Origin of the sequence: Pseudomonas citri (assembly GCF_025336485.1) — a bacterium.
Classification (GTDB): Bacteria; Pseudomonadota; Gammaproteobacteria; order Pseudomonadales; family Pseudomonadaceae; genus Aquipseudomonas; species Aquipseudomonas citri.
In genome coordinates this window covers 186,586-212,214 of the sequence record NZ_JAODAB010000008.1, presented here as the reverse complement: position 1 = coordinate 212,214, position 25,629 = coordinate 186,586, and the positions used below count along the sequence as shown (strand labels likewise).

The 25,629-nt window shown below is 63.2% G+C and carries 25 protein-coding genes; 12 read left to right on the top strand and 13 right to left on the bottom strand.

What is annotated here, in order from left to right; genetic code table 11:
- Positions 1-67: 67 nt before the first annotated feature.
- Complete coding sequence (gene aroQ / locus N4Q37_RS12310) at positions 68-508, top strand: type II 3-dehydroquinate dehydratase (protein ID WP_260958272.1); 441 nt, start codon at positions 68-70, stop codon at positions 506-508.
- 5 nt (positions 509-513) lie between these two features.
- The gene (locus N4Q37_RS12305) at positions 514-1,365 is read left to right on the top strand and encodes a shikimate dehydrogenase (protein ID WP_390897921.1); all 852 of its coding nucleotides are present in this window, start codon (positions 514-516) and stop codon (positions 1,363-1,365) included.
- 49 nt (positions 1,366-1,414) lie between these two features.
- Here N4Q37_RS12305 and N4Q37_RS12300 read toward each other — a convergent pair whose 3' ends face one another.
- Positions 1,415-2,092 (bottom strand): TetR/AcrR family transcriptional regulator, encoded by a 678-nt coding sequence (locus tag N4Q37_RS12300; protein WP_260958270.1) that lies wholly within the window; start codon positions 2,090-2,092, stop codon positions 1,415-1,417.
- Positions 2,093-2,194: 102 nt separating this feature from the next.
- Positions 2,195-4,096 (bottom strand): 3-dehydroshikimate dehydratase QuiC, encoded by a 1,902-nt coding sequence (quiC, locus tag N4Q37_RS12295; RefSeq protein ID WP_260958269.1) that lies wholly within the window; start codon positions 4,094-4,096, stop codon positions 2,195-2,197.
- Between the two features lie 254 nt (positions 4,097-4,350).
- Here quiC and N4Q37_RS12290 point away from each other — a divergent pair, with 254 nt between their 5' ends.
- The gene (locus tag N4Q37_RS12290) at positions 4,351-5,688 is read left to right on the top strand and encodes an MFS transporter (RefSeq protein ID WP_260958268.1); all 1,338 of its coding nucleotides are present in this window, start codon (positions 4,351-4,353) and stop codon (positions 5,686-5,688) included.
- Between the two features lie 138 nt (positions 5,689-5,826).
- Here N4Q37_RS12290 and N4Q37_RS12285 read toward each other — a convergent pair whose 3' ends face one another.
- Positions 5,827-6,705, bottom strand: coding sequence for a DMT family transporter (locus tag N4Q37_RS12285; protein WP_260958267.1), 879 nt, complete (start codon positions 6,703-6,705; stop codon positions 5,827-5,829).
- Positions 6,706-6,958: 253 nt separating this feature from the next.
- Between N4Q37_RS12285 and ypfJ the strand changes: the two genes are divergently transcribed.
- Both ypfJ and N4Q37_RS12275 read left to right on the top strand, forming a co-directional pair.
- Positions 6,959-7,843, top strand: coding sequence for a KPN_02809 family neutral zinc metallopeptidase (ypfJ, locus tag N4Q37_RS12280; RefSeq protein WP_260958266.1), 885 nt, complete (start codon positions 6,959-6,961; stop codon positions 7,841-7,843).
- Entirely contained in the window at positions 7,844-8,794 is a 951-nt protein-coding gene (locus N4Q37_RS12275) for an alpha/beta hydrolase (protein WP_260958265.1), read from the top strand.
- Positions 8,795-8,837: 43 nt separating this feature from the next.
- Here N4Q37_RS12275 and N4Q37_RS12270 read toward each other — a convergent pair whose 3' ends face one another.
- From N4Q37_RS12270 to N4Q37_RS12260, 3 genes are all read right to left on the bottom strand, one after another.
- Positions 8,838-9,431: an HAD family hydrolase gene (locus N4Q37_RS12270; protein WP_260958264.1), complete on the bottom strand. Its 594-nt coding sequence runs from the start codon at positions 9,429-9,431 to the stop codon at positions 8,838-8,840.
- A complete protein-coding gene (gene tesB / locus N4Q37_RS12265; RefSeq protein WP_260958263.1) occupies positions 9,428-10,297 on the bottom strand; it encodes an acyl-CoA thioesterase II in 870 nt (289 codons plus the stop codon). Before tesB ends, N4Q37_RS12270 begins: the two co-directional genes overlap by 4 nt.
- 99 nt (positions 10,298-10,396) lie before the next feature.
- Entirely contained in the window at positions 10,397-10,966 is a 570-nt protein-coding gene (locus N4Q37_RS12260) for a GNAT family N-acetyltransferase (protein ID WP_260958262.1), read from the bottom strand.
- A gap of 231 nt (positions 10,967-11,197) precedes the next feature.
- Here N4Q37_RS12260 and N4Q37_RS12255 point away from each other — a divergent pair, with 231 nt between their 5' ends.
- A complete protein-coding gene (locus tag N4Q37_RS12255; RefSeq protein WP_260958261.1) occupies positions 11,198-12,118 on the top strand; it encodes a histone deacetylase family protein in 921 nt (306 codons plus the stop codon).
- A 191-nt stretch (positions 12,119-12,309) separates the two neighbouring features.
- Positions 12,310-13,551, top strand: coding sequence for a TIGR03862 family flavoprotein (locus N4Q37_RS12250; RefSeq protein WP_260958260.1), 1,242 nt, complete (start codon positions 12,310-12,312; stop codon positions 13,549-13,551).
- Positions 13,552-13,615: 64 nt separating this feature from the next.
- Here the strand turns inward: N4Q37_RS12250 and N4Q37_RS12245 are convergent, their stop codons facing one another.
- Together N4Q37_RS12245 and yedA are read right to left on the bottom strand one after the other, a co-directional pair.
- Positions 13,616-14,953, bottom strand: coding sequence for a DEAD/DEAH box helicase (locus N4Q37_RS12245; RefSeq protein ID WP_260958259.1), 1,338 nt, complete (start codon positions 14,951-14,953; stop codon positions 13,616-13,618).
- A gap of 68 nt (positions 14,954-15,021) precedes the next feature.
- Positions 15,022-15,924, bottom strand: coding sequence for a drug/metabolite exporter YedA (gene yedA, locus N4Q37_RS12240; RefSeq protein ID WP_260958258.1), 903 nt, complete (start codon positions 15,922-15,924; stop codon positions 15,022-15,024).
- Positions 15,925-16,085: 161 nt separating this feature from the next.
- Here yedA and N4Q37_RS12235 point away from each other — a divergent pair, with 161 nt between their 5' ends.
- Entirely contained in the window at positions 16,086-16,538 is a 453-nt protein-coding gene (locus N4Q37_RS12235; protein WP_260958257.1) for an Lrp/AsnC family transcriptional regulator, read from the top strand.
- 16 nt (positions 16,539-16,554) lie between these two features.
- Here the strand turns inward: N4Q37_RS12235 and N4Q37_RS12230 are convergent, their stop codons facing one another.
- The 3 genes from N4Q37_RS12230 to N4Q37_RS12220 form a co-directional block, all read right to left on the bottom strand.
- On the bottom strand, positions 16,555-17,166 hold the full coding sequence (locus N4Q37_RS12230) for a 3'-5' exonuclease (RefSeq protein WP_260958256.1): 612 nt from the start codon (positions 17,164-17,166) through the stop codon (positions 16,555-16,557).
- Between the two features lie 21 nt (positions 17,167-17,187).
- Positions 17,188-17,667, bottom strand: coding sequence for an NYN domain-containing protein (locus tag N4Q37_RS12225; protein ID WP_260958255.1), 480 nt, complete (start codon positions 17,665-17,667; stop codon positions 17,188-17,190).
- A gap of 128 nt (positions 17,668-17,795) precedes the next feature.
- Positions 17,796-18,560: a DUF2076 domain-containing protein gene (locus N4Q37_RS12220; protein WP_260958254.1), complete on the bottom strand. Its 765-nt coding sequence runs from the start codon at positions 18,558-18,560 to the stop codon at positions 17,796-17,798.
- Between the two features lie 177 nt (positions 18,561-18,737).
- Between N4Q37_RS12220 and N4Q37_RS12215 the strand changes: the two genes are divergently transcribed.
- Together N4Q37_RS12215 and N4Q37_RS12210 are read left to right on the top strand one after the other, a co-directional pair.
- Positions 18,738-19,394 (top strand): YciC family protein, encoded by a 657-nt coding sequence (locus tag N4Q37_RS12215; RefSeq protein WP_260958253.1) that lies wholly within the window; start codon positions 18,738-18,740, stop codon positions 19,392-19,394.
- Positions 19,391-20,470, top strand: a complete 1,080-nt coding sequence (locus tag N4Q37_RS12210; protein WP_260958252.1) for an endonuclease/exonuclease/phosphatase family protein — start codon at positions 19,391-19,393, stop codon at positions 20,468-20,470. The genes N4Q37_RS12215 and N4Q37_RS12210 overlap by 4 nt, the downstream gene beginning before the upstream one ends.
- 32 nt (positions 20,471-20,502) lie before the next feature.
- On the opposite strand, the gene hrpB is transcribed toward N4Q37_RS12210, so the two are convergent.
- Positions 20,503-23,019 (bottom strand): ATP-dependent helicase HrpB, encoded by a 2,517-nt coding sequence (gene hrpB, locus N4Q37_RS12205; protein WP_260958251.1) that lies wholly within the window; start codon positions 23,017-23,019, stop codon positions 20,503-20,505.
- Between the two features lie 95 nt (positions 23,020-23,114).
- Between hrpB and N4Q37_RS12200 the strand changes: the two genes are divergently transcribed.
- Positions 23,115-23,534, top strand: coding sequence for a polyribonucleotide nucleotidyltransferase (locus N4Q37_RS12200; RefSeq protein ID WP_260958250.1), 420 nt, complete (start codon positions 23,115-23,117; stop codon positions 23,532-23,534).
- A gap of 28 nt (positions 23,535-23,562) precedes the next feature.
- Positions 23,563-24,456, top strand: coding sequence for a cation diffusion facilitator family transporter (locus N4Q37_RS12195; RefSeq protein ID WP_260958249.1), 894 nt, complete (start codon positions 23,563-23,565; stop codon positions 24,454-24,456).
- 50 nt (positions 24,457-24,506) lie between these two features.
- Here N4Q37_RS12195 and N4Q37_RS12190 read toward each other — a convergent pair whose 3' ends face one another.
- On the bottom strand, positions 24,507-25,532 hold the full coding sequence (locus N4Q37_RS12190; RefSeq protein WP_260958248.1) for a DUF6515 family protein: 1,026 nt from the start codon (positions 25,530-25,532) through the stop codon (positions 24,507-24,509).
- Between the last annotated feature and the right edge of the window lie 97 nt (positions 25,533-25,629).

Sequence of the window (25,629 nt, the reverse complement as noted above, 5' to 3'; positions counted from 1 at the left end):
CTAGTACAATTTATCTCCACCGGCATACAGCTGCGTCATGCCAACAATAAAAGTGGAGAAAATCGCAATGCCTCCGATCATCCTGGTGCTCAACGGCCCGAACCTGAATCTGCTCGGCACTCGCGAGCCGGCGACCTACGGCCATGAAACCCTGGCGGACATTTCGGCACTGTGCGGTCGCGCCGCCGAAGAATTGGGCCTGGCGGTGGAGTTTCGCCAGACCAACCAGGAAGGCGAATTGCTCGACTGGATTCACGGTGCCCGCGGCCGGTGTGCCGGTATCGTCATCAATCCGGCGGCCTGGACCCACACCTCGGTGGCAATCCGCGACGCCCTGATCGCCAGCGAAGTCCCGGTCATCGAAGTCCACCTGTCCAACGTCCACGCCCGCGAGACCTTCCGCCACCACTCCTTCGTCTCATCCATCGCCATCGGCGTGATGTGCGGGTTTGGCAGCCACGGCTATCGCCTGGCACTGGAACATTTCAGCCAGCGGTTGAAGGGTTGATGCGTATGTCGAATATCACCGTGCTTGCCGGCCTGATCGGCGCGGGCATCCAGGCGTCGCGCACACCTACCCTGCACGAACAGGAAGGCGATGCCCAGGGCATGCGCTACCTCTATCGGTTGATCGATCTCGATGCACTGCACCTCGACAGCAGCGCCCTGCCCGATCTGCTGAAGGCTGCCGAGCGCATGGACTTCACCGGCCTGAACATCACCTTCCCCTGCAAGCAGGCGATCATCCCGCTGCTTGATGAGCTGTCGCCCGAGGCCCGTGGCATCGGCGCGGTCAACACCGTGGTGCTCAAGGACGGCAAGCGCATCGGCCACAACACCGATTGCCTGGGCTTTGCCGAAGGTTTTCGCCGTGGCCTGGGTGATGCGCCACGGTGTCACGTGGTCCAGATGGGGGCTGGCGGTGCCGGCGCGGCGGTTGCCCACGCGCTGTTGGCGGAAGGCGTGCAAACACTGGACATTTTTGACGTCGAGGCCGACCGTGCCGAAGCCTTGGCCCATAACCTGAACCAGCACTTCGGCGCCAGCCGCGCCCGGGCCGGGCATGACCTGCCCAGCGCCATGGCGAACGCGGACGGCCTGGTCAACACCACGCCCATGGGCATGGCGAAACTACCGGGCACGCCGGTGCCGGTCGAGCTGCTGCGCAGCGAATTGTGGGTGGCGGAAATCGTCTACTTCCCGCTGGAAACCGAACTGCTGCGCCATGCCCGCGCCCTGGGCTGCCGCACGCTGGACGGTGGCAACATGGCGGTGTTCCAGGCGGTGAAAGCGTTCGAACTGTTCAGCGGCGTCGCGCCGGACGCGCAGCGGATGCTGGCGCATTTCCAGAGCATGAATCACTGAAACCAGCTCCCCGCCCCTATGGGAGCCTGTTCCCACTGGGGCCCCAGGATCAGGCTTGCAGGTAGCGCAACACCGACTCGCAAATCATCTGCCGATGGCGCTGCCTGATCGCTTCGTCCGAAAAATCGATCTGGAAGATCTCGCCGAACGTCTGGCGGTTGGACACGCGATAGAAACAGAACGAGTTGATCAACAGGTGCACGTCCAGCGGCTCGAGGCCGGCGCGGAACACGCCCTCCTCGGCGCCGCGGCGCAGGATCACGCCCAGGGAGTCGAGAATGGTATTGGTCATCGCCTTGATCGCGCCGGATTGCTTGACGTATTCGGCGTTGTGGATGTTCTCGATGCAGACGATGCGCACGAAATCGACGTTGCGGTCGTGGTGGTCGAAGGTGAACTCCACCAGGCGTCGGATGGCATCCACCGGTGCGAGCTCGGCCAGGTGCAGGCGGCTCTCGGTGTTGCGGATGTTACCGTAGAGTTTTTCCAGCACCTCGACGTACAACTGCTCCTTGCTGCCGAAGTAGTAATAGATCATGCGCTTCGAGGTGTGGATGCGCTCGGCGATGGCATCGACCCGGGCACCAGCCAAGCCTTGCTGGACGAACTCGACGATGGCTTCCTGGAGGATGTTTTCCCGGGTTTTCTCCGGGTTGTTCTTGCGTCCCTTGCGCGTTGCGACGACAGGCGCGTCAAGTTCTGTCGCTGGCTCTGGATTCATAGTCATTGCGGGCTCACGGCCATCACTGCACAAGCCGACGATTATGGGCCGCGCCGTGCAGTGAAGAAAGCCACGGGGCGGCCCATTACCGCCACCGTTACGATTTACCTACAACTTGGCGTGTCGCAAACCACCGCTGCGGGATTTGGCCATGGCCGCCAACCGCACCGCGACGTTGGCCGCGCCGTAGCCGGCATAGCCGTTCTTGCGCTGGATGATTTCAAAGAAAAACCGCCCTTCGAACGGCTCGGTGTAGACGTGGAACAGCTCGCCCCCTTGGCCATCCCGGTCGTACAGCACATTGAAATACGCCAGTTCGCTGAGAAACTCGTCGTCGAAATCGAAGCGCGCCGCCAAGTCGTCGTAATAGTTGAGCGGGATGTCCAGCAACGGCACCCCGGCCTCCTTGGCCCGGCTGACCTGGGCGAAGATGTCATCGCAGTCGAAAGCAATGTGATGCACGCCGGAGCCGCGATAACTCGACAGCGCGTGGGAGATCGCGGTGTTGCGGTTTTCGGAAATGTTCAGCGGCAGTCGAATCGAGCTGCAACGACTGCGCAACGCCCGGCTCTTGACCAGGCCATAAGGGTCGGGCAGCACCACTTCGTCGTCGGCCTCGAAATCCAGCAGGCTCTTGTAGAACAGCACCCAACTGTCGAGGCTGTCGGCCGGCAGCGCCATCGCCATGTGGTCGATGCGCTTGAGCCCGGCACCGATGACGGCACCCGGTTGCAGGTTGAAATCGGTGCCGTAGACATCGGCGTCCTGGTCCACCAGGTAGATCAGGCTGCCATCCGGTGCGCGCACCGCCGCCAGCTCCAGCTCGTTGGGCCCCACCAAACCACGATAGGGCTGGCCCTTGTAGGCCACGGCGCGTTTCAGGGCGCTGGCGCTGTCCTTGACCCGCGCGGCGGTGGCGCACAACGATGGCCCGTGGGCCTCGAAAAAACTGTGGCCGAAGGAATAGGGTTCACTGTTGAGAATCAGGTTGATGTCGCCCTGGCGCAGCAGGCTCACGTTCTTGGAGCGATGCTGGCCCGCCTTGACGAACCCGAGGCGCTCCAGCCAATGGCCCAGCTTGGCGCCGAGGTTGTCGTCGACGGCGAACTCCAGGAACTCGATGCCGTCGTACTCGCTGGCCGGCGGGGTGGCGAAGAGGATATCGGCCGTGCTCGCAGGTGCAGCCTCCGTGGCCAGGCGCTGGCGGGTCTTTTCTTCCAGGTACAACAACGAACGCAGGCCGTCGGCGGCATTGGCCCTCGGCGGTGCGGCGCGAAAACCGTCATTGAAGATTTCCAGCGACAGCGGCCCGGTGTAGCCACTCTTGATGATCGGCGCCAAAAAGCCTGGCAAATCGAATTCGCCCTGGCCCGGGAAGCAGCGGAAATGCCGGCTCCACTCCAGCACATCCATCGCCAGGATCGGCGCGTCGGCCATTTGCACGAAGAAAATTTTCTCGCCGGGGATCTGCGCAATGGCGCTCGGGTCACCCTTGAGGGACAAGGTGTGGAAGCTGTCGAGCAACACGCCGAGGCTCTCGTGATCGGCCTGGCGCACGATGTTCCAGACCTGTTGATAAGTGTTCACATGCCGGCCCCAGGCCAGGGCTTCATAACCGATGCGCAAGCCACGGGCTCCGGCCCGTTCGGCCAGCAAGCGCAGGTCATCGATCAGAATGCGTTCGTCGCCGAGGCTATCGGCCGAGGCATTGCTGCACACCAGCACCAGGTCGGTGCCCAGCTCCTGCATCAGGTCGAACTTGCGCTCGGCCCGCTCCAGATTGCGTGCCAAGCGATCGCGGCGGCAGCCTTCGAAGTCACGGAACGGCTGAAACAGGGTGATGGCGATGCCCAGGTCGGCACACATCTGGCGAATGTCCCGAGGGCTGCCGTCGTAGTAGAGCAGGTCATTTTCGAAGATCTCCACCCCGTCGAAACCGGCGGCGGCAATGGCTTCGAGTTTTTCCGGCAGGGTGCCGCTCAAGGATACGGTTGCAATGGATCGCTGCATGACTTCGGCTCCCGCACAACGTGCGCCGCTTTTGAAAGAGTGAGCCGATTATTGGTGGGTCATTTCCTTTGGGCAATTCAATATGTACCATTCGGTTAGTTTTTTGGGCGATTATCGAACAAAATGCCGGTTGCTCAATTGACGATTTTTTGTCCACTGCGCACCATCGCCCCACATCGACGCCGGCCCTGAACACCGGCACCGATGAACAGCCCCAGACCAACCCATAAGAATTTCAAAAACGGGTACACACTATGATTCCTTCCCAAAGCTCCCGCCTTGCTGCTGGCCTGGGTGCCTCGACTGGCGGTATCGGCGACAAGATCCGTGGCGCCATGGCCGTGGGCAAGACCCGTTGGGTCATGCTCGCCCTGGTGTTCTTCGCCACCACCCTGAACTACATCGATCGCGCCGCCCTGGGCGTGATGCAGCCCATCCTCGCCAAGGAAATGAGCTGGACGGCGATGGACTACGCCAATATCAACTTCTGGTTCCAGGTCGGTTATGCCGTCGGCTTCGTGCTGCAAGGCCGATTGATCGACCGGATCGGCGTCAAGCGCGTGTTCTTCTGCGCCGTGCTGCTCTGGAGTCTGGCGACCGGCGCCCATGGCCTGGCCACTTCGGCGGTGGGCTTCATGGTCTGCCGCTTCATCCTCGGCCTGACCGAAGCCGCCAACTACCCGGCTTGCGTGAAGACCACCCGGTTGTGGTTCCCGGCCGGTGAACGCGCGGTCGCCACCGGCATCTTCAACGCCGGGACCAACGTCGGTGCGATGTTCACCCCGATGCTGCTGCCATTGGTGCTGCACGTGTGGGGCTGGCAGGCGGCATTCCTGTGCATGGCCGCACTGGGCGGTATCTGGTTGCTGTTCTGGGGCCTGAAGTACTTCAACCCGGAAGACCACCCTACCGTCAAACAGTCGGAACTGGATTACATCCAAGGCGCAGGCGAACCGGACCAGGTCCGCGTGCCGTTCTCGCGCATCCTGCGCATGCGCGGCACCTGGGCATTCGCCCTGGCCTACTCGATCACCGCGCCGGTGTTCTGGTTCTACCTCTACTGGCTGCCGCCGTTCCTCAACCAGCAATACAACCTGGGGATCAACGTGACCCAGATGGGCATTCCGCTGATCATCATCTACCTCACCGCCGACTTCGGCAGCGTGGGCGGCGGGATCCTCTCTTCGTTCCTGATCGGACGCGGGCTCAATCCGATCAAGGCGCGCCTGGTGTCCATGCTGTTGTTCGCCTGCTGCATCATCGGGGTGATCCTGGCCGCCGGCGCCAGCAACCTGTGGATGGCAGTGTTTGCCATTTCCCTGGCCATCGGCGCGCACCAGGCCTGGACCGCCAATATCTGGGGCCTGGTGATGGACTACACGCCCAAGCACATGATGAGCACGGTGTTCGGTTTCGGCGGCATGTGCGCGGCCATCGGCGGGATGTTCATGACCCAGTTGGTGGGCCACATCCTGACGGTGACCAACAACAACTACACCGTGCTGTTCACCCTCATCCCGGCGATGTATTTCATTGCCCTGACCTGGCTGTACTTCATGGCGCCGCGCAAGGTGCCGACACTGGAAAGCTGACGCCAGCCAGCCCAGGATCCTGCATCCCCCTGTGGGAGCAAGGCTTGCCCGCGATGCAGACGACTCGGTTCACTTAAGACCGCATCGTCTGCATCGCAGGCAAGCCTTGCTCCCACACTCCCCTCTTCACGTTCTGCGTCACCCCCGTCGCTGTTGCCACGCCGCCGCCAACCCACTCAAGCAGATCAGGGTAATGCCCACCACCGTGGTCAACGTTGGCGTATGGCTGAACAACAACCAGCCCAATAACCCAGCGAACACGATCTGGCAGTAGCCGAACGGCGCGAGCAACGCCGGGGCGGCGAAGCGGAAGGCCTGGGTCAGCATCAGGTGCGCCGTCATCCCGCACGTTCCCAGCGCCAGCATCATCGCGCCGTGCACCAGGCTCGGCACTTGCCAGAAGAACGGCACCAGCGCACTCATCACCAAGGTATTGCACAGGCCGGCGAAGAAATTGCTGGTGGTCGGGCTGTCGACCTCACTGAGCTTGCGCGTGAGCAGTTGGTAGAAGCAGAAGAACAACGCCGAACAGAACGGCAACACCACCGCCGGGGTGAACAGGTCGCCGCCGGGATGGACGATGATCAATACCCCGATAAAACCGAAGATCACCGCCACCCATTGTCCACGCGTCACCCGCTCGCCCAGCAACGGCACCGACAACGCCGTCACCAGCACCGGGGCCAGGAAGTTGACCGCCGTCGCCTCGGCCAACGGGATGTACAGCAGCGCCGTGGTAAAGAACAGGCTGGTGCCCAACAGGCACAAGGCCCGGGCCAGTTGCCAGAGCGGACGCTTGGTACGCAGCACCCGCAAGCCCGAACGGGGCAGGAAAATACCGGCCATCAACAAGGTGTGCACCAGGTAACGGGCCCACACCACCATGATGATCGGATAAAAACCCGACAGATACTTGGACAACGCGTCATGACTGGAGAACAGGAACGTTGCGACCAGAATCAGCACGATGCCCTTGAAAGGCCGATTGACGCCGGAGAGCGGGGTGCTGACGGTCATAAGGGAAACCTGCGTTGCTGGATGTAAGGGCCGTGACGCACGCTGCAGTGCTTGGGCCGGGAAGGACCGGATAAGTTCTGCAGCCCGAAGTGTAATGAAAATCCGCGAACCCGGCAGGATCGCTTTACCCATGAACCAAAACCCGTATCCGTTGCCTGACAGCTCAAGCGCGGCGCGCACCTTGGGCGCCTGAACGCTAGACTCACCCCAACGGCAGGCACACTCTTCACAGGGCCAATCAGAGGATTTCGCCATGTTATGGAAAAAAGGTCGCCGCAGTGACAACGTGGTGGACGCTCGCGGGGACGACGGGGGCGGTGGCGGGCTGCGTTTCGGCGGCGGCAAGGGGTTGAGCCTGACAGCCATTGTCCTGATCGTCGGCATCGGCTGGATCACCGGCCAGGACCCTATGCAGATCCTCGGTCAACTGGCCGGGCAGATGGACCAGTCCGCCCCCACATCATCGCAAACCCGCCAGGCGCCACCGGCCAACGACGAACAAGCCGAATTCGTGCGCGCGATCCTCGGCGACACCGAAGACACCTGGGGCCAGATTTTCCAGCAAGCCGGGCGCCAATACCAGCAACCGAAGCTGGTGCTGTTCAGCGGTCGGGTCAACTCGGCCTGCGGCCTGGCCTCTTCGGCGACCGGGCCGTTCTATTGCCCGGCGGACCGGCAGGTCTACCTGGACATGAGTTTCTTCAAGGAAATGACCCAGCGTTTCGCGGCCGCCGGCGACTTCGCCCAGGCCTACGTCATTGCCCATGAAGTCGGCCACCATGTGCAGACGTTGCTCGGCGTGTCGGCGAAAATCCAGCAGGCACGCCAGCAAGGCCGGCAGATGGAAGGCGACGGCGGCTTGCTGGTTCGCCAGGAGTTGCAGGCCGATTGCCTGGCTGGCGTCTGGGCCAACCATGCGCAAAAACGCCTGAACTGGCTCGAGCCCGGCGACATCGAAGAGGCCTTGAACGCCGCCAACGCCATCGGCGACGACCGCTTGCAGCAACAGGGCCAGGGCCGCGTGGTGCCAGACTCCTTCACCCATGGCACCTCGGCGCAGCGCGTGCGCTGGTTCAAGGCCGGCTTTACCCAGGGCCAGGTCGGCCAGTGCGACACCTTCGCGGCGAAAAACCTGTAGATGATGAAGTGGGGGACGTTGATCGGCCTGTCGCTGTGTTGCCTGCTCGCCCAGGCAAACGAACACGGCGTGAATGAGGTCGCTCAAGGACGCCTGCAACTCCAGGGCGGTGCCATGGCGGTTGCCGTAAGCCCGCCGCCCGCGTCCATCCAGCGCGTGCTGATCATCGTCCACGGGCGGTTGCGCAACGCCGACACCTATCTGCGCAGCGCCGAAACAGCAGCCGGGCTCGCCGGGCAACTGGACACGACCCTGATCATTGCCCCGCAGTTTCTCAACGAGCAGGACGTGGCTCGCCATCAACTGCCCAATGACCTCCTGCGCTGGCAAGGCAATGACTGGATGGCCGGCGGTTTATCCACAGGGCCGAATCCGGTGAGTTCGTTCCAGGTCCTGGACGACATCGTGGCGCGGGTCAGCGACCGCCAGCAGTTTCCCGAAGTGAAGGAGATCGTCATCGCCGGCCACTCCGGCGGCGCCCAGGTGGTCCAGCGCTATGCCCTGCTCGCCCATGGCGAATACCGGATCAGCCCGCGTTTCGTCGTTGCCAACCCATCGTCCTATGCCTATTTCGACGGACAGCGGCCCATGGCCTTTGCCCTTGCCAGTTGCCCGGGCTTCAATCATTGGAAATATGGCCTGGAAAATCTGCCCACCTATGCCGTCGGACAAACACCGGCTCAGTTGGAAGAAAACTACGTCAAGCGCGACGTCGTCTATCTGCTGGGACAACAGGACGTCGACCCGGAACAGCCGGCGCTGGATAAAGGCTGTGAGGCACAGACCCAAGGACCGTATCGGTTATTGCGCGGGCACTTCTTTTTCGACTACCTGACCCGGCGCCATCCCGTGGGGTTGAACCAGCGACTGATCGAAGTGCCCGGGGTCGGGCATAGCGGCGAGGGAATGTTCAATTCGGCGCAGGGGCTAAAGGCGTTGTTCGAGCCGTGAGCCTTGTGTCGACCGGAAGCGATCAGCCAGTCCACACAAAATCTCAAGCCAACAGCATCCGCCGCAACTCGAAACAGTCCCGCGCATGCCAATCCGTCAGCTCCGGCCAGGGATTGTCCGGCAGGTTCACCAGCACCGTGCGCGCACCCGCCGCGCGGCCGCAGTCGAGGTCGAAGCGGTAGTCGCCAACCATGACCATCGTCTCGGGCGCAACGGCCCAGGCCTCGGCCAACTTCAACAAGCCACCGGGGTGTGGCTTGGGCGGCGCTTCGTCACGGCCCAGCACATCCTCCACGGCAAAACAGTCCGCCAGGCCGATGGCCTCGAGGGTCACGTGGGCCAGCTCGCGGGCGTTACGGGTCAGGATGCCCAGCCGATAGCCGCGCCCCGCCAGCTCCCGCACCAGCTCGACCGCTCCGGGCGCGGGCCTGGACCCCAGCGCCAGGTCCCGCTCGTGCTCCAGCAGCCAGGCATGCTTGGCTGCCGCCTCCTGCGCCGGCAACGCGGCCAGGTGGGTCAGGATGTCATCCTCAGGGGGAATCGCCAGGGCCACGCGGATCGCCGCAAAATCGTGCACGGCGATGGTCAGCGTGCCGTCCATGTCGAACACCCAATGCCGGACATCCGCCAGGCTCATGCCCAATCCTTGCGATGGCGAATCAGGCCTTCCTGGGTCACCGAGGCCACCAGTTGCCCGGCGCGGTTGAACACGCTGCCACGGGAAAACCCACGGGAATTACCGGCCCAAGGGCTGTCCATGGCATAGAGCAACCAGTCGTCGGCGCGCAGGTCGGCGTGGAACCACAAGGCGTGATCGAGGCTGGCGACCTGCATGTCCTTGTGCCACACCGATTTGCCATGGGGCAGCATCGAGGTGGTCAACAGGCCGAAATCCGACGCGTAGGCCAGCAGGTATTTGTGCAAGGCCGGAGAGTCCGCCAGGGCGCCGTCAGCCCGGAACCATACGTACTTGATCGGGTCCGCCGGCTGCGGGTTGTAAGGGTCTTTTTCGGTGACCGGGCGCACCTCGATCGGCTTGGGGCACAGCAGTTTTTCGCGCATGTGTTCGGGCAACAGGTGCGCACGCTGCTGAGTCAGTTCGAGTTCGGAAGGCAGGTTCTCCGGCCCCACCACCTGCGGCATGCTGCTCTGGTGCTCGAAACCCTGTTCGTCGTACTGGAAGGAAGCACTGCAGGTGAAGATCGGATGACCTTTCTGGATCGCCGTGACCCGGCGGGTACTGAAACTGCCGCCGTCGCGTACCCGATCCACCTGGTAGACCACTGGCAACGCCGCGTCACCGGGGCGCAGGAAATAGCCGTGCATCGAATGCACATGGCGCGCCGGCTCCACGGTCTGGCTGGCCGCCGACAGCGACTGGCCGAGCACCTGGCCGCCGAACAGTTGGCGGAACCCCAGGTCCTGGCTGCGCCCGCGAAACAGGTTCTCTTCGATCGATTCCAGGGTCAGCAGGTCGACCAGATCTTCCAACACGTGGCTCATTCAGACTTTCCTCACACAGCACAATACCGCGCAGTCTGTGCTGCGGCGGTGGATCGATTGTCGGCCCGGGCCGTTCAGGCGGGCATTGTGACATCCATGTTAACCCTGCAGGGTCTGTAACCACTGCTCCCGATTGATGCGATAGAGCACATGGTGCCGCAATGGATGACCGACGGCGAGTTTGGGGTGTTCGAAGTCGTCCGCCGGGTCGTGTTGCATGCCGATGGCCTGCATGACCTTTTGCGACGGCAGGTTATCGACGGCGGTGAACGCCACCACTTCCTCCAGCGACAACCGGTCGAAGGCACAACGCAACGCCGTCCATGCTGCCTCGCTGGCATACCCCAGCCCCCAATGTCGCCGGGCCAGGCGCCAGCCTATCTCGACGGCCGGGGTAAAGTGCGCGTCGAAACCGACCACGCCGAGCCCGGTGAAGCCGATGAACGCGCCGGTGTCCTTGCGTTCCAGTGCCCACAAACCAAAGCCATGCTCGGCAAAATGCCCACGCACGCGGCCGATCAAGGCAGCACTTTCCAGGCGACTCAGGGGGGCCGGGAAATAACGCATCACCTGCGGATCGGCCGACATGGCCGCAAACTCCGCCAAGTCATCATCACGCCACTGCCGCAAGAGCAGGCGTGCGCTTTGCAGTTCGAGTATCGGCTCCATCTTCGCTCCCTTTCCATGCCCCAGAGTCTACAACGCTGGTAGGGTTTGTACGAAAAGTGCCTGCGCGACGATCAGGCTGCGTTGAAAACAGGCTCGTGCGCGAGTCCGATCGGAATGCTCATGTACTCCAGTACACTGCGCTTCCTCGCCTGTTTTCGCCTTGCCTGATCGCCGCTCGGCGACTTTTCGTACAAACCCAGGATCCGTCACATCACCACCGCTGAAAACACCATGCCCCTGCCGCTTATCTATCACGAAGACTACAGCCCCGACTTCCCGGCCGAACATCGCTTCCCCATGGACAAGTTTCGCCTGCTGCGCGATCACTTGGTGGACAGCGGGCTGGTCCATGACGCCGACCTGCTGCGCCCGGCGCTCTGCCCGCCGGATATCCTCGCCCTGGCTCATGACCGCGCGTACATCGAACGCTACATGGGCGGCGAGTTGTCCCGTGAAGACCAACGGCGACTCGGCCTGCCCTGGAGCGAGGCCTTGGCCCGCCGGACAGTACGCGCCGTGGGCGGCTCTATCCTGGCCGCCGAACAGGCCCTCGAGCATGGATTGGCCTGCCATCTGGCCGGAGGCACCCATCACGCCCATTACGACCACCCGGCCGGCTTTTGCATTTTCAATGACCTGGCGGTGATCAGCCGTTACTTCCTGGCCAGCGGCCGGGTCTCGCGGGTGTTGATCTTCGACTGCGATGTGCATCAGGGCGACGGCACCGCCCGAATACTCCATGACACGCCGGACGCCGTGACAGTTTCCTTGCATTGCGAAAAGAATTTTCCCGCACGCAAGGCCCAGAGCGACTGGGACATCCCCCTGCCCATGGGCATGGAGGACGCGGCCTACCTGAAGGTGCTGGACGATGCCCTCAACTACCTGCTGCCGCTCTACCAACCGGACCTGGTGCTGTACGACGCCGGCGTCGATGTGCACAAGGACGACGCCCTCGGTTACCTGAAGCTGACAGACGAAGGCCTCGCCGCCCGCGACGAGCGCGTGATGCGCCATTGCCTGGGGCGCGACATCCCGGTGGTCGGCGTGATCGGCGGCGGCTACAGCAAGGACCGCAAGGCGCTGGCCCGCCGCCACGGGATCCTGCATCACAGCGCACAACGGGTGTGGACGTCATCAGGTTGTCATTGAAACCTGGGCGCGTTACCCACAGTGTCTGTGGAGCGGCCTGTGGATAACCTGAGCGAAACGGCCTCCAGGCTATGCCGCACAGCGCTTGCAGGGCCCTGGATGTTTTTTGATCACTTGTTGGAAAGCACCACTGAATGTGCAAGCGGTGCTGGTAGAATGCCCCGCCTATTCCAGCCCCCACAGTTCAAATCATGACCTCGACCGCCCAGCCCTCTACCCCCACCATCGCCATCATCGGCGGCGGCCCCGCCGGCCTGATGGCAGCCGAGGTGTTGAGCCAGGCCGGCGTCCGGGTGGATCTGTACGACGGCATGCCTTCGGTGGGCAGGAAATTCCTCCTGGCCGGCGTGGGCGGCATGAACATTACCCATTCCGAAGACTTTCCCGCGTTCCTGTCCCGCTATGGCGAACGAGCACCGAATATCGCCCCGCTGCTGCGGGCGTTCGGGGCGGATGATTTATGCAAATGGATTCACGGGCTGGGCATCGACACCTTTGTCGGCAGCTCCGGACGGGTGTTCCCGACCGACATGAAGGCAGCCCCGCTGCTGCGCGCCTGGCTCAAGCGCCTGCGCGAAGCCGGCGTAGTGATCCACACGCGCCATCGCTGGCTCGGCTGGAACCCCGATGGCAGCTTGCGAATCGCGGCGCCGGAAGGGGAAAAAGCCCTACGACCCAACGCGACATTACTGGCGCTGGGCGGCGGCAGTTGGTCGCGCCTGGGCTCCGACGGTGCCTGGATGCTGCCCTTGGAACAGCGCGGCGTCGCCCTCGCGCCGTTGCAACCTAGCAATTGCGGCTTCGACGTGCAGGCCTGGAGCGAGTTGATGGTCAGCAAATTCGCCGGCGTCCCGCTGAAAAATATCGCCATCGGCTTGAACGACGACGTGCCGCGCCTCGGCGAATGCGTGATCACCGCCACCGGCATTGAAGGCAGCCTGATCTACGCCCTGTCGGCGCCGATTCGCGACGCCATCGACCAGCACGGCAGCGCGACGATCCATTTGGACCTGCTGCCAGGCCGGCCTGTGGACAAAATCCAACAAGCCCTGAACAAACCACGCGGCTCGCGCTCGATGGCCAAACACCTGCACAGCCAACTGGGGCTCGATGGGGTCAAGGCGGCGCTGTTGCGCGAACTAACGCCCGCCGAATGCTTCGCGGCCCCGGCGCACCTGGCCCAGGCGATCAAGGCCCTGCCGCTGACGCTGGTGAAGCCCCGTCCCCTGGACGAAGCCATCAGCAGCGCTGGCGGGGTGAAGTTCGAAGCCCTGGACGAACGCCTGATGCTCAAGCAAGTGCCCGGCGTGTTCTGCGCCGGGGAAATGCTCGACTGGGAAGCGCCGACCGGTGGCTACCTGCTGACAGCATGCTTTGCCAGCGGTCGGGCGGCAGGGTTGGGGATGCTGGAGTTTCTACGAAACAGCCAGTAAGCCAAATAAGCTGAGAGCTGCGAGCGTAAATCTTTAGCTCGAAGCTCGAAGCTTGCAGCTACCTTTAAGGCTTACGCTTACGCGGTCCGGTATTGAACACCGGCACTTTGCGCACCGGCTTGATCGCTGGCTCCACGGGGCCCGAATCACCACTGTCTACCCATTTGCCCAGGTTGCGCTTGCCGCCACCGCCGGAAACCTTCGGTTTCTTCGGCTTTTTCGGTTTCTTGATCACCTGGCCGCTGGCGTCGGTGTCCGGCACCCGGTGCTCAGGCTCGAAATCCTGCTCCATCTGGCGAGCCAGCGTTTTGCGCGTCAGCATCTCGATGGCCGACAGCAGGTTCACCTCATCGGCGCAGACCAGGGAAATCGCCTCCCCGCTAGAGCCCGCCCGACCGGTGCGACCGATCCGGTGGATGTAGTCCTCGGCGACGATCGGCAGGTCGAAGTTCACCACCAGCGGCAAGTCCTCGATGTCCAGGCCACGGGCCGCGACGTCGGTGGCCACCAGGATCTGGACCTCACCCAACTTGAACCGGTCCAGCGCACGCTGGCGGGTGGCCTGTGGTTTGTCGCCATGAATGCCATCGGCATTGACGCCAATGCCCTGGAGTTTCTCCACCAGCGCATCGACACCATTGCGGGTCTTGGCGAAAACCAACACTTGTTTCCACTTGTTCTTGCGCAGCAAGTGCACGAACAGCTCCGGCTTGCGCTTCTTGTCCACCGTCACCACCCACTGCTTGACGGTGCTGGCGGCGACGTTGCGCGGGCTCACTTCAATGCTCAGCGGGTCGTTGAGCATCTGCCCGGCCAACAGGCGGATCGCGTCGGAAAAGGTCGCCGAGAACAGCAGCGTCTGGCGCTTCTTCGGCAACGCCTTGTAGATGTTCGCCAGTTCCTCGGAAAAACCCAGGTCGAGCATGCGGTCGGCTTCGTCCAACACCAGGGTCTGCAACTGATTGAACTTCACCGCGTTCTGGCGGAACAGGTCGAGCAGGCGGCCCGGCGTGGCGACCAGCAGGTCAACGCCCCGACGCAGCTTCATCATCTGCGGGTTGATGCTGACGCCGCCGTACACCGCGTAAGTGCTCAACGGCAGGTTCTGCGCGTACTGGCGCACGCTTTCATGGACCTGCTCGGCCAGTTCACGGGTTGGCACCAGGATCAGCGCCCGCACCGAGTTGGCGGCGACCTTCGGCCCTTCGGTGGTCAGCACCTGCAGCAACGGCACGGCGAAACCGGCGGTCTTGCCGGTGCCGGTCTGGGCCGCGGCCATCAGGTCGCGACCGGCCAGCACCGCCGGCATGGCTTGGGCCTGCACCGGGGTCGGGGTCTGGTAGCCAAGCGTCTCGAGGGCGCGCAACAAGGGTTCGATCAGGCCAAGGGTGGCGAAAGTCATGGGAGTACCGTAGGAAAATTCAGTGCAGGGTGTGTGCAAAGGTGCAATGCGCCAAAGTTTACCCTAAATCAGGATTCGGCCGACGCAGGCTTGGGCTTGCGCCACTGCGGCAAGCCGATCAACACCACGGCACTGATGATCACCAGCATCGCCATGCCCTCCTCCATGCCAATGCTTTCACCGGCAAACACGATGCCCAGCAACACCGCCACTGCCGGGTTGACGTAGGCGTAGCTGGTGGCCGCTGCCGGCCGCACATGCTTGAGCAGGTACATGTAGGCGTTGAAGGCGATGATCGAACCGAAGCAAGTCAGGTAGGCCAGTGCGAACCAGCCTTCCAGCGGCGGGACGCTCGCCAGGCGTTCGCCGCTGGCCACGCTGCCGATCAACAACACCACGCCGCCCGCGAGCATTTCCACGGCACTGGCCATCGCCCCCGCCGGCAACGGCACATGTTTGCTCAGCACCGAACCGAAAGCCCACGACGCCGCCGCGAACACCAGCAAGGTCGCTCCCAAGGGGCTCGACTGCAAGTTGGAACCCAGGTTAAGCATGGCGATGCCGATCAGCCCCAGCACAATCCCCGCCCACTCCAGGCGGGTGTTACGCGTGCCCCAGAAATAGCCACAAAGCAAGGTAAACAACGGCACCGTCGCCACGGCCAGCGCCGCCACCCCGGACGCCACGCCCGTATGCTCGGCCACACTGACCGCACCATTGCCGAAACTGAGCAACAACACACCAATGACCACCCCGGCCTTCCATTGCGCCCAAGTCGGCGCCGGCGCCCCGCGCCAGCGCAGGAAGCCGTACATCAGCGATCCGGCCAGCACAAAACGGATCCCGGCCAACAGCAAGGGCGGCCAATGCTCAACCCCGATGCGAATCACCAGGTAGGTCGAACCCCAGATGACATACAGGGCAAAAAAAGCCGCAATCAACGGCAAGGGAAAACGGCGTGGGCCAGGCATGGACGGCTCGGAATCAGGACAGTGAGGGAAGCTATTCTAGAAAGGCAACACAGGGAAAATAAGTTACAAAACCTGTTTATCCGAGCCATACACTTTTCAAAACACGGAGATGAACGCTATAAACCGTGTTTTCCAAAGATCGCTCATCAGGAGCCCGAACCGTGGACAAATACGATCGCATGCTGCTCGGCGCCCTGTTGGAAAACGGTCGTGCCTCCTACGCCGACCTGGCCCGCAAAGTAAACCTCTCAGCCCCGGCCGTGGCCGAGCGGGTCGCCAAACTGGAAGCCTGCGGCGTGATCACCGGTTACCAGGCCAAAGTCGACATGGCGAAGATCGGCCTGCCGATCCAATGCGTCATCGAACTGCGGATGAACCAGCACGGCAAACAATCGACCTACGACGAACTGTGCAAAATCCCACAACTGACCGAATGCCATCGGGTCACCGGCGACCCATGCGTGATCATGCAAGCGGCGGTCGGCTCGATGCCGGAACTGGAAGAGCTGATCAACCGCATCGCCCAGTTCGGCTTCAGCAAGACCTCGATCGTGCTGTCCAGCGCCATTGAAAAGCGGGTGCCGTTGGGGCAGTTGGAAGGCAACGGCAAATAACCTGCTTCCACTAGGTCTAGAACCCGCGATGCCGCTTGAGATGCTCATTGATCTTCGCCGCCGGCACTTTCTGCAAGCTGCACAGCAAGTCATGGGACAACGCTCGCAGCCCGTGCTTGTGCCGCAGTTCCGAGGCCAGGTGGGCGGTGAGGTTGGCGGCCATTTCGGCGTCGGCCATGGCCCGGTGGGCCTGGCCGGTATGGGGCAGGCCGGCGAAGACGTTGAGGGTGCCGAGCTTGTGGTTGGGCGCCGCCGGCATCAGGCGCCGGGCCAACAGCAGTGAGCAGGCAAAATTTTGCAGGCGGGTGCGTTTGATGCGCCCCAGTTCGAAGTCCCAGAACTTCTGGTCGAACGCGGCGTTGTGCGCCAGCAGTGGCGTGGTGCCGACGAATTCGTTGACCTCGTTCATCACCTTTTCCGCCGACGGTGCGTTGCGCAGCATGGCATTGCTGATGCCGGTCAGTTGCTCGATGAAGGCCGGGACACGTACGCCCGCGTTCATCAGGCTCTGATAGCGGTCGACGATCTGGCCGCGCTCAAGCATCACCACGGCGATTTCGGTGGCTCGACAACTGCTGCTCGGGGTAATGCCGGTGGTTTCAAAGTCGATGACTGCAATGCGTTCCAAACCTGCTGGACTCCCTGGAAATCAATTCTTGAGCAACAACGCGCCTTCGATCGGCACGTAGCGGCTGGCGGCGCGGATCAGCGAATTGGCGGTCAGCCCCGGCACGCCATAGGCCACCGCCTGCACGCCGTGCTTGTGGATGATGCGTTCGAGCAGCATGTCGAAATCGCCGTCACCCGAGGCCAGCACCACTTCGTCGACGTGGTCGGCGGCGTCCATGATGTCCAGCGTGATGCCTACGTCCCAGTCACCCTTGGCCGAGCCGTCGCTGCGCTGGATGTAGGGCTTGAGCTTTACGATGAAGCCCAGGTTGCGCAGGATCTGCTGGAATTGCTGCTGCTTGCTGTCGCCGCGGTCGATCGCATAGGCGTAGGCCTCGACGATCTGCCCATGCTTGCTGACATCGGCCCACAGGGCGGCGTAGTTGAAATGGCAGCCATAGGCCTGGCGCACGGTGTAGTAGAGGTTCTGGACATCGGCGAACACTGCAATTTTTTTCACCGCGTTTCCTCTTGAATGCACACGCACACAGACCACCGGGGCCGAAAAGTCGCCCAGTATGCCAGCCAGAAGGATTGTTCCGCGAATAATCGGTCCGGGGCACCAGGGCACCCCGGACGAATGGCAGGTCAGACGTAGGAATCGTCGTCGCCGAAGAAAGACGAATCGTCGGTGTAGTCCGCGTCGCTGAAACCGCCCTGGTCATTGCCATAGCTGTCGTTGTCCGCCACGCGCTGGTCGTCGCCCCAACCACGGTCAGCGTTGTCGTTGCTGGGTTGGACCGGTTCTTCCTTGATGATTTCGACGATTTCCTGGGGTTGCTGGTTGCTGTGGAACAGGCTGCTGATGCCTTGGGCCAGCATCACGCCACCTGCCACGCCAGCCGCGGTTTTCAACGCGCCGCCCAGGAAGCTGCTCGCGGCCGGGGCTTGCTGTTGCGGTGCGCCATAATTGACCGGTGGCGCACCGAAACCTTGCTGGGGTTGCGCATTGAAAGGCGGTGCATTGAAGGACGGCTCGCGCCAGCCGCCACCGCCGGATGCCGGAGCGCTCGGCGCAGGTGCCGGGCGCGAATCCCGGGAGCTGCTGCCGAAAATACTCGAGAGAAAACCACCCCCGCCACTGGGTGCCGAAGCCTGGTTGCGGGCCTGTTGCAGTTCGCCGCGCAATTGCTCGACTTGCTGGTTGAGCTGCTTGTTCTGCTCATCGAGACGCTTGATCGCCGCCTCTTGCACCAGGATCGCCTGAGCCATGAAGTAGCCCGCTGCGGGCTGGCTCGCCAGGTGTTCCTTGATCCGCGCCTCGGCCTGGGCGTCGCGCGGGGCTGAATCCCTTTCGGCCTGTTGCAGCCGTGAAAACAGTCCATCGATCAGGGTTTGTTCTTCGCTGTTCATGGCGACCTCATCAGATTGCCGGGTAGAAAACCATGCCGGTCCCAAGGACCGGCGCCCATCAGTAATGGGGCTCGGCAACCAAGTTTCAACGGTCTTTACCTGATGTTTACGTTTGCTTGTGGCACGGCCTGATCGGTTAAAGTGTCTGACCGCTTTATTGAGCTGCGATACCGACCCATGAATCCGTTTGACGTGCTGCGCGACTCTTTGTATTTCTTCAAACGCCATCTGGGCCGGATCGCCCAACTGTGCCTGCCACTGGTCGTACTCGAAGCCGTGTTGCAACAAGGGGTCGACAACATCGCCGATCCCGAGGGTTTTCCCGGCTACAGCCTGATCCTCGGGTTGTTGGTCTATCCCCTGTACACCGCCGTGTTGATCCTGTTTCTCGATGCCCGGACTCGTGGCGAATCACCGCGCTCCCGTGACCTGCTCGCCGCCGCCGTCGCCCTGTGGCCACGCTTTGCCTTGCTGACGGCCATCAATACGTTGCTGATCCTGGTGGGCGTCTCGCTGTACCTGTTGCCAGGCCTGTGGTTGATGGTGACCCTGGCCTTCAGCGAATACCTGCTGGTATTGAGGGGCCTGGCACCGCTGGCAGCGATGAGGGAAAGCCTGAACCTGACCCGAGGTCATTTCTGGCGGATCCTGCTGTGCATACTCGCCGTGATGGGCCCACTGTGGCTGCTCAAGGGCGCCAGTGTCTCGGTGTACCCGCATCCCCACCCGCTGGTCAGCCTGCTGATCGACAGCGCGCACAGCTTCTTGCAACTGTTCACCAGCGTGGTGCTGTTCCGGATGTTCATGCTGATTGCCGAAAAACCTCAGCCATGACCCGTCCATTGCGCAACATTTTGCTGGGCCTGGCGTTGATCCTCGGCGTCGCGGTCTTCGCCGTCTACGGCCTGACCTGGCGCCCCCAGCCGCGGGAAACGCTGCCGGTCAGTTGTACCGCCAATGCCGCACCGTTGGTGCCCGGCCAGGCCTTGAAGGTGATGACCTGGAACGTGCAATTTCTGGCCGGCAAACGCTACGTGTTCTGGCATGACCTGGCCCAGGGCGACGACGAAAGCCCGACCCTGGAGGACATGGCCTTCAGCCTCGACGAAGTGGCACGGGTCATCCGCGACGAACAGCCCGACGTCGTGCTGCTCCAGGAACTGGACGACGGCGCCAAGGCCAGCGACTACCAGAACCAGCTGAAGTTGCTACAGGAACGCCTCGCCGACCTCTACCCCTGCGTGATCAGTGCCTTCGACTGGAAGGCCGATTTCATCCCCGCCCCGCACATCTTCGGCAGTGTCGGCCGGCAGTTGGCGACCCTGAGTCGCTACCGCATCGACCGGGCCGAGCGGGTGCAGCTACCGGTGGCCGAGGCCAACTTCATCAGCCGCCAGTTCCAGCCGAAAGACGCCTTGTTGGTGAGCTATTTGCCGCTCAGCGACGGCAGCCAACTGGCGGTAGTCAACACCCATCTGGAGCGGGCCACGCAGCCGGACCAGACCCTGGCGAACCAGGTCAGCGCCGTGGCCGGGGCACTCGACAAATTCGAATCCCAGGGTGCGCCCTGGCTGATCGGCGGCGATTTCAACCTGCTGCCCCTCGGCCAATACCGGCGCCTGCCCGACGAACAACGCACGCCCTACTCCGCCGACAGCCCACTGCACCTGCTGTGGGAAAAATACCCGATGATCCCCACCAACGACGAGGCCAGCGGCATCGACCGCGAACACTGGCTGACCCACTACCCGAACGACCCCGGCCTCAACGGCCCCGACCGCACCGTCGACTACCTGTTCTACAGCCCACGGATCAAACGGGTCGAAGCCCAGGTACGACAGGACGATACCTTGCGCATTTCCGATCATCTGCCGGTGATTGCGCGATTTTTGTTGCCGGCGATGCCTTAGGCTTTGTATTTCATATCCTGAATTCCCTCAGCTCACTTACGCGGCTTCACCCGCGCCGTCGCCTCCGCCACCAGCGGATCGTCCGGCCAGTAATGCTTGGGATAACGCCCCTTGAGGTCCTTCTTCACCTCGGCGTAGGTGCTGCGCCAGAAATTCGCCAGATCCTGGGTCACCTGCACGGGGCGGCGCGCCGGTGACAGCAGGTGCAGCTTGACCACCTGCCGGCCGCCGGCGATGCGCGGGGTGTCGGCCAGGCCGAAGAGTTCCTGCAAGCGCACCGCGAGAATGGGCGGATGCTCGCTGTAGTCCAGCCGGATCGACGAGCCCGAGGGCACGCTCAGGTGATGGGGTGCCAGTTCATCCAGGCGTTGCGGCAACGGCCAGGGCAACAGGTCGTGGACAATGCTCGACAGGTCCAGGTTGGCGAAATGGCTGAGGCGCGAAACCCGCCCCAGGTACGGCATCAGCCAATGTTCGAGGCTGTCCAGCAACGCCGCGTCGCTGACGTCGGGCCATTCGCTCTCGCTCTTCGCTTCCAGGTCGAGCCGACGCAACAGCGCCACCCGCGCCTGCCATTGCCGCAACTCTGGGGTCCAGGGCAGCAGCTCCAGGCCCTTGCGCCGCACCAGGTTCACCAGGGCCTGGTTGCGGGCCGACTCATCCAGGCCGGTCAACGGTTCACGGCTGAGCACCAGTTCGCCGACCTTGCGCTGGCGCTCGGCCCGCAGCACGCCTTCGCGCTCGTCCCAATCCAATTGATCCACCACGCGCACCTGCTCGGCCAACACCGAATCGAACAGCGCCGGGTCGAAATCCGTTGCCAGATAAATGCGTTCCTCACGCTGCCCCTGACGGCTGCCGAGGTCGGCGATCACCAGCCAGGGTTGTTTCATCAGGCTATCGACTTCGGCGAACAACGCCGCACGGCCGTTGGCCAGACGATACTCGGCGCCGCCGGCACGGCGCTGCTGGGCGACGCGATCCGGATAGGCCAGCGCCAGCAAGGCGCCGAGCCAGCGCGGATGATCGGAATCGGCCACGGCTTCTTCGGCCTTGCCGCGCAGGTAACCGCGATATTGCCGGGCCAGTTGCCGCGCCCGCTGCACCCCATTCTGACCGCCCCGTGCCGCCCGTTCTTCGCCGGACAGTAACATCAGGCGACTGTGCAGATCCGCGCCCGCCCCCCGCAGAATGTCGCGCTCGCCCAGCAGCGCGGCGACGTTGCAGGCCATGTCCGCCAACCCCAGCGCCTGCCCGCGCAGCAGCAAATGGGCGATGCGCGGATGGGCCGGCAGCTCGGCCATGGCCTGACCGTGACGGGTCAGTTGCTCGCCATCCAGCGCGCCCAGGCGTTGCAACAGGTCCCGGGCCTGGGCATAAGCGGCCGGCGGTGGGACATCGAGCCAGACCAATTGCTGCGGCGCGACACCCCAGCGCCCCAGTTGCAGGGCCAGCCCGGCCAGGTCCGCCGAGAGGATTTCCGCGCTGCCATAGGCGGCCAGTTGTTCATGCTGGTCTTCGGACCACAACCGGTAGCACACCCCCGGCTCCAGGCGCCCGGCCCGACCGGCCCGCTGAGTGGCGCTGGCCCGGGAGATGCGCTGGGTGTCGAGGCGGGTCATGCCACTGCCCGGATCGAAACGCGGGACGCGAGCCAACCCGGCGTCGACCACCACCCTCACGCCGTTGATGGTCAGGCTGGTTTCGGCGATGTTGGTGGCCAACACAACCTTGCGCAAGCCCGGCGGCGCCGGGTCGATGGCCGCGCGCTGGGCGCCAAGGTCCAGCTCACCGTGCAGCGGGCACAACAGCACATCGCTGCGTTCGCCCAGGGCATCGGCCAATTGCTGATGGACGCGACGGATCTCCGCTTGCCCCGGCAGGAACACCAGGACGCTGCCGGTTTCGTCGTGCAGCGCTTCGAGCACCGTCTGCACCAGTCGCGGCTCGATGAACTCGCCTGGCTGGAACGGACGGCCCCAACGCACCGCCACCGGAAACATCCGCCCTTCACTGCGCAGGATCGGCGCGTCATCCAGCAACCCGGCCAGGCGCTCGCCTTCCAGGGTGGCCGACATCAACAGAATCTTCAGCGGCTGATCATCGCGAAACAGTTCCCGACCGTTGAGGCTCAGGGCCAGGGCCAGGTCGGCATCCAGGCTGCGTTCGTGGAACTCGTCGAAAATCAGCAAGCCCACGCCTTCCAACGCCGGATCATCCTGCAAGCGGCGGGTGAGAATGCCTTCGGTGACCACTTCGATGCGGGTCTTGGGGCCGACCTTGCTGTCGAGGCGAATCCGGTAGCCGACCGTTTCGCCGACCTTTTCCCCCAGCTCGCTGGCCAGTCGCTCGGCCGCCGCACGCGCGGCCAGGCGCCGCGGTTCGAGCATGAGGATGGTCTGCCCGGCCAGCCAAGGCTCGTTCAGCAAGGCCAGGGGAACGCGGGTGGTTTTACCGGCGCCGGGCGGCGCTTCGAGCACGGCTTCGTGGCGGGACGCCAAGGCTTGACGCAGGGCGGGTAAAACTTCATCAATCGGCAAAGAAATCATGCTGGCTCCAAGACAGAGGGCCGAGTATAACGGCGAACTGTTTAGCGTGGTCCGGACTCCAACCAGCAACACCTTTACCTGTTCAGGAGATTGTTATGCGTATTCCCTTTCGCGTGATCGGCGGCGCCCTGGTCGTGACCCTGCTGACCCAGCTCAGTGCCTGCGGCTCGATCTTCTACCCGGACCGTCGCGGCCAGATCGACGGCAAGATCGACCCGGCGATTGCCGCGCTCGACGCCGTCGGCCTGCTGTTCTACATCATCCCCGGCCTGATCGCGTTCGCCGTGGACTTCGCCACCGGCGCCATCTACTTCGAGCCAGGCAAGACCGCCCAGATCGCACCGGAAAAACTCAAGCCCGCCATCAACGCCGACGGCAGCGTCGATAACCACAAATTGCAGGCCATCCTGGAAAGCGAGCTGGGCCGCAGCTTCCCGCTGGACGATCCACGCCTGATCCAGCACAAGGGCAGCGCCCAGCAATTGGCCGCCCTCGGCCTCAAGCCAGCCGCGTAACAGACGTCAAGAAAGGAACCACCGAGCCATGACCACCGGTAACGAACACGCTCGTCTGCTACGCCTGGCCACCCGCGCTTCGGTGGCCGTGGCGCTCACCCTGGTGATCGCCAAGGCACTGGCCTGGTGGCTCAGCGGCTCGGTGAGCATGCTCGCCGGCCTGACAGACTCGGCGCTGGACGGCGTCACCTCGCTGCTCAACCTGTTGGCGGTGCATTACGCACTACGCCCCGCCGACGATGACCATCGCTACGGTCATGGCAAGGCCGAATCCCTGGCCGGCATGGCCCAGGCGCTGTTTATCGGCGGCAGTGCGGTATTGATTGCCTTGCAGGCGTTCGAACGCTTGAAAAACCCGGTGCCGGTGGACGCGCCCTGGCTGAGCGTCGGCGTGATCGTGTTCTCCCTGGTGCTGACCCTGGCCCTGCTGGCGTTGCAGCATCGGGTCATCCGCGCCACCGGCTCCAACGCCGTGCGCGCCGATTCGCTGCACTACCGCTCCGACCTGTTGCTCAACGGCAGCATCCTGATCGCGCTGGTACTGGCCGGGTTCGGCTGGTATCAACTCGACGCCTGGTTCGGCCTCGGGATCGCCGTGTACATTTTCTGGAGCGCAATCCAGATCGCCCGGGAAAGCTTTGCGGTGCTGATGGACGAAGAACTGCCGCCCGACGTCAGCCAGCACATGCTGGAACTGGCCTGCGCCGTGCCCGGCGTGCTCGGCGCCCATGACCTGCGCACGCGGATATCCGGCAACCACTGGTTCGTGCAACTGCACCTGGAATTGCCGGGGGAACTGACCCTCTCAGTGGCCCACGGCATCAGCGACCAGGCCGCCGACGCCATCCATGAGGCTTATCCGAAGGCCGAGGTGTTGGTGCATGCTGATCCGACCGAGGTGGTGAAAGGCGCCAAGGCGTAGCCGTCTCCACAGAAAATCCCCTCGCCACAAGAACAGGTTCCCTACTGATCTCAATAGGTCACCTGATACCCACGACTGCTCAAGCAACTGCCCTCGGCCTGGCGATAGGTCTGCACCACTTCCGGGGCCGGCGGGTAGGTGTAGTTGCGCGGATCGAAGCCACTCTGCTGCACCGCCCAGCGATAGCAGTCGTAGCCATCCTGGTTGACCTGTTCGGGCGACTGGCCGTTGACCGGGTAGGCCACCACGTCAAAGCTGTTGCCTTGGGGTTGAGGCGATGGATTGACCACGGGCGGCTCGACCACGACGTAATCCTGGGTGCTGGCCTCGTAGACGTAGTAGGCGCCAGCGGCGAGGAAGAACAGCGAGCTGCCGATCCACACCTCCCGGGCGTAATCGGGCAGGTAGCGGGTACGAATGCCCCGTGGCGGCTCGACCACCACGTAACGTGGCCCATGGGGGCGATACCAGTAGCCGCCCGAATAGAAATAGTCCTGGCCGCGATAGGGGATGCGATAGTTGCGTTCCGGGAAACGGTCGATCACATAGCCAGGGCGATACTTTGGCCCCGGCCCCCAGCCATTGCCACGACCGTCCGGCCGGCCCTGCCAGCGCTGGTCGGGGCGATGGTCCTGATCGGAGCGATGGTTCCAGTCTGGCCGTTGGCCGCCACTCGGATAGCCGTCGCTGCGACGGGGAATATCCCGGTAATAGCCCGGTTGCGGTTCCCGGGTCTGGGTCACGCTGTCGGGCCGGCCCTGGATAGGCAGGTTGTTACCGGGTTGCGGCTGTGGACGGCCATGAACGTTGGTGTCCAGGGGAACGCGATAATCGTGCTGGCCGCCTTGGTATTGAGGCAGCGGCTTGACCTCGAACTGACGGCTGTTGTCGCCTCGAATGATCTCGTTGCTTTGCGGCCGTGGCTGGTTCGAATAGCCCTGGCCGCTGCCCCGTCCTTCATGGCCGCGGTCGCCGTCCGGCCCACCGCGGTTTTGCTGATCGTCGGCCACTCCCTGCGCACTGACACTTGCCAACAACAGACCAACACCTGCCAAACGCCAGATGCGCGACTTCATGAAATTCCTCACAACAGTTCGGGGCCTGATCGTAAGACTGGAAAAGCCCAGGCCGGTTCGGCAACAGATTATCAGCCACGGGGTTTATTTCGCAGGC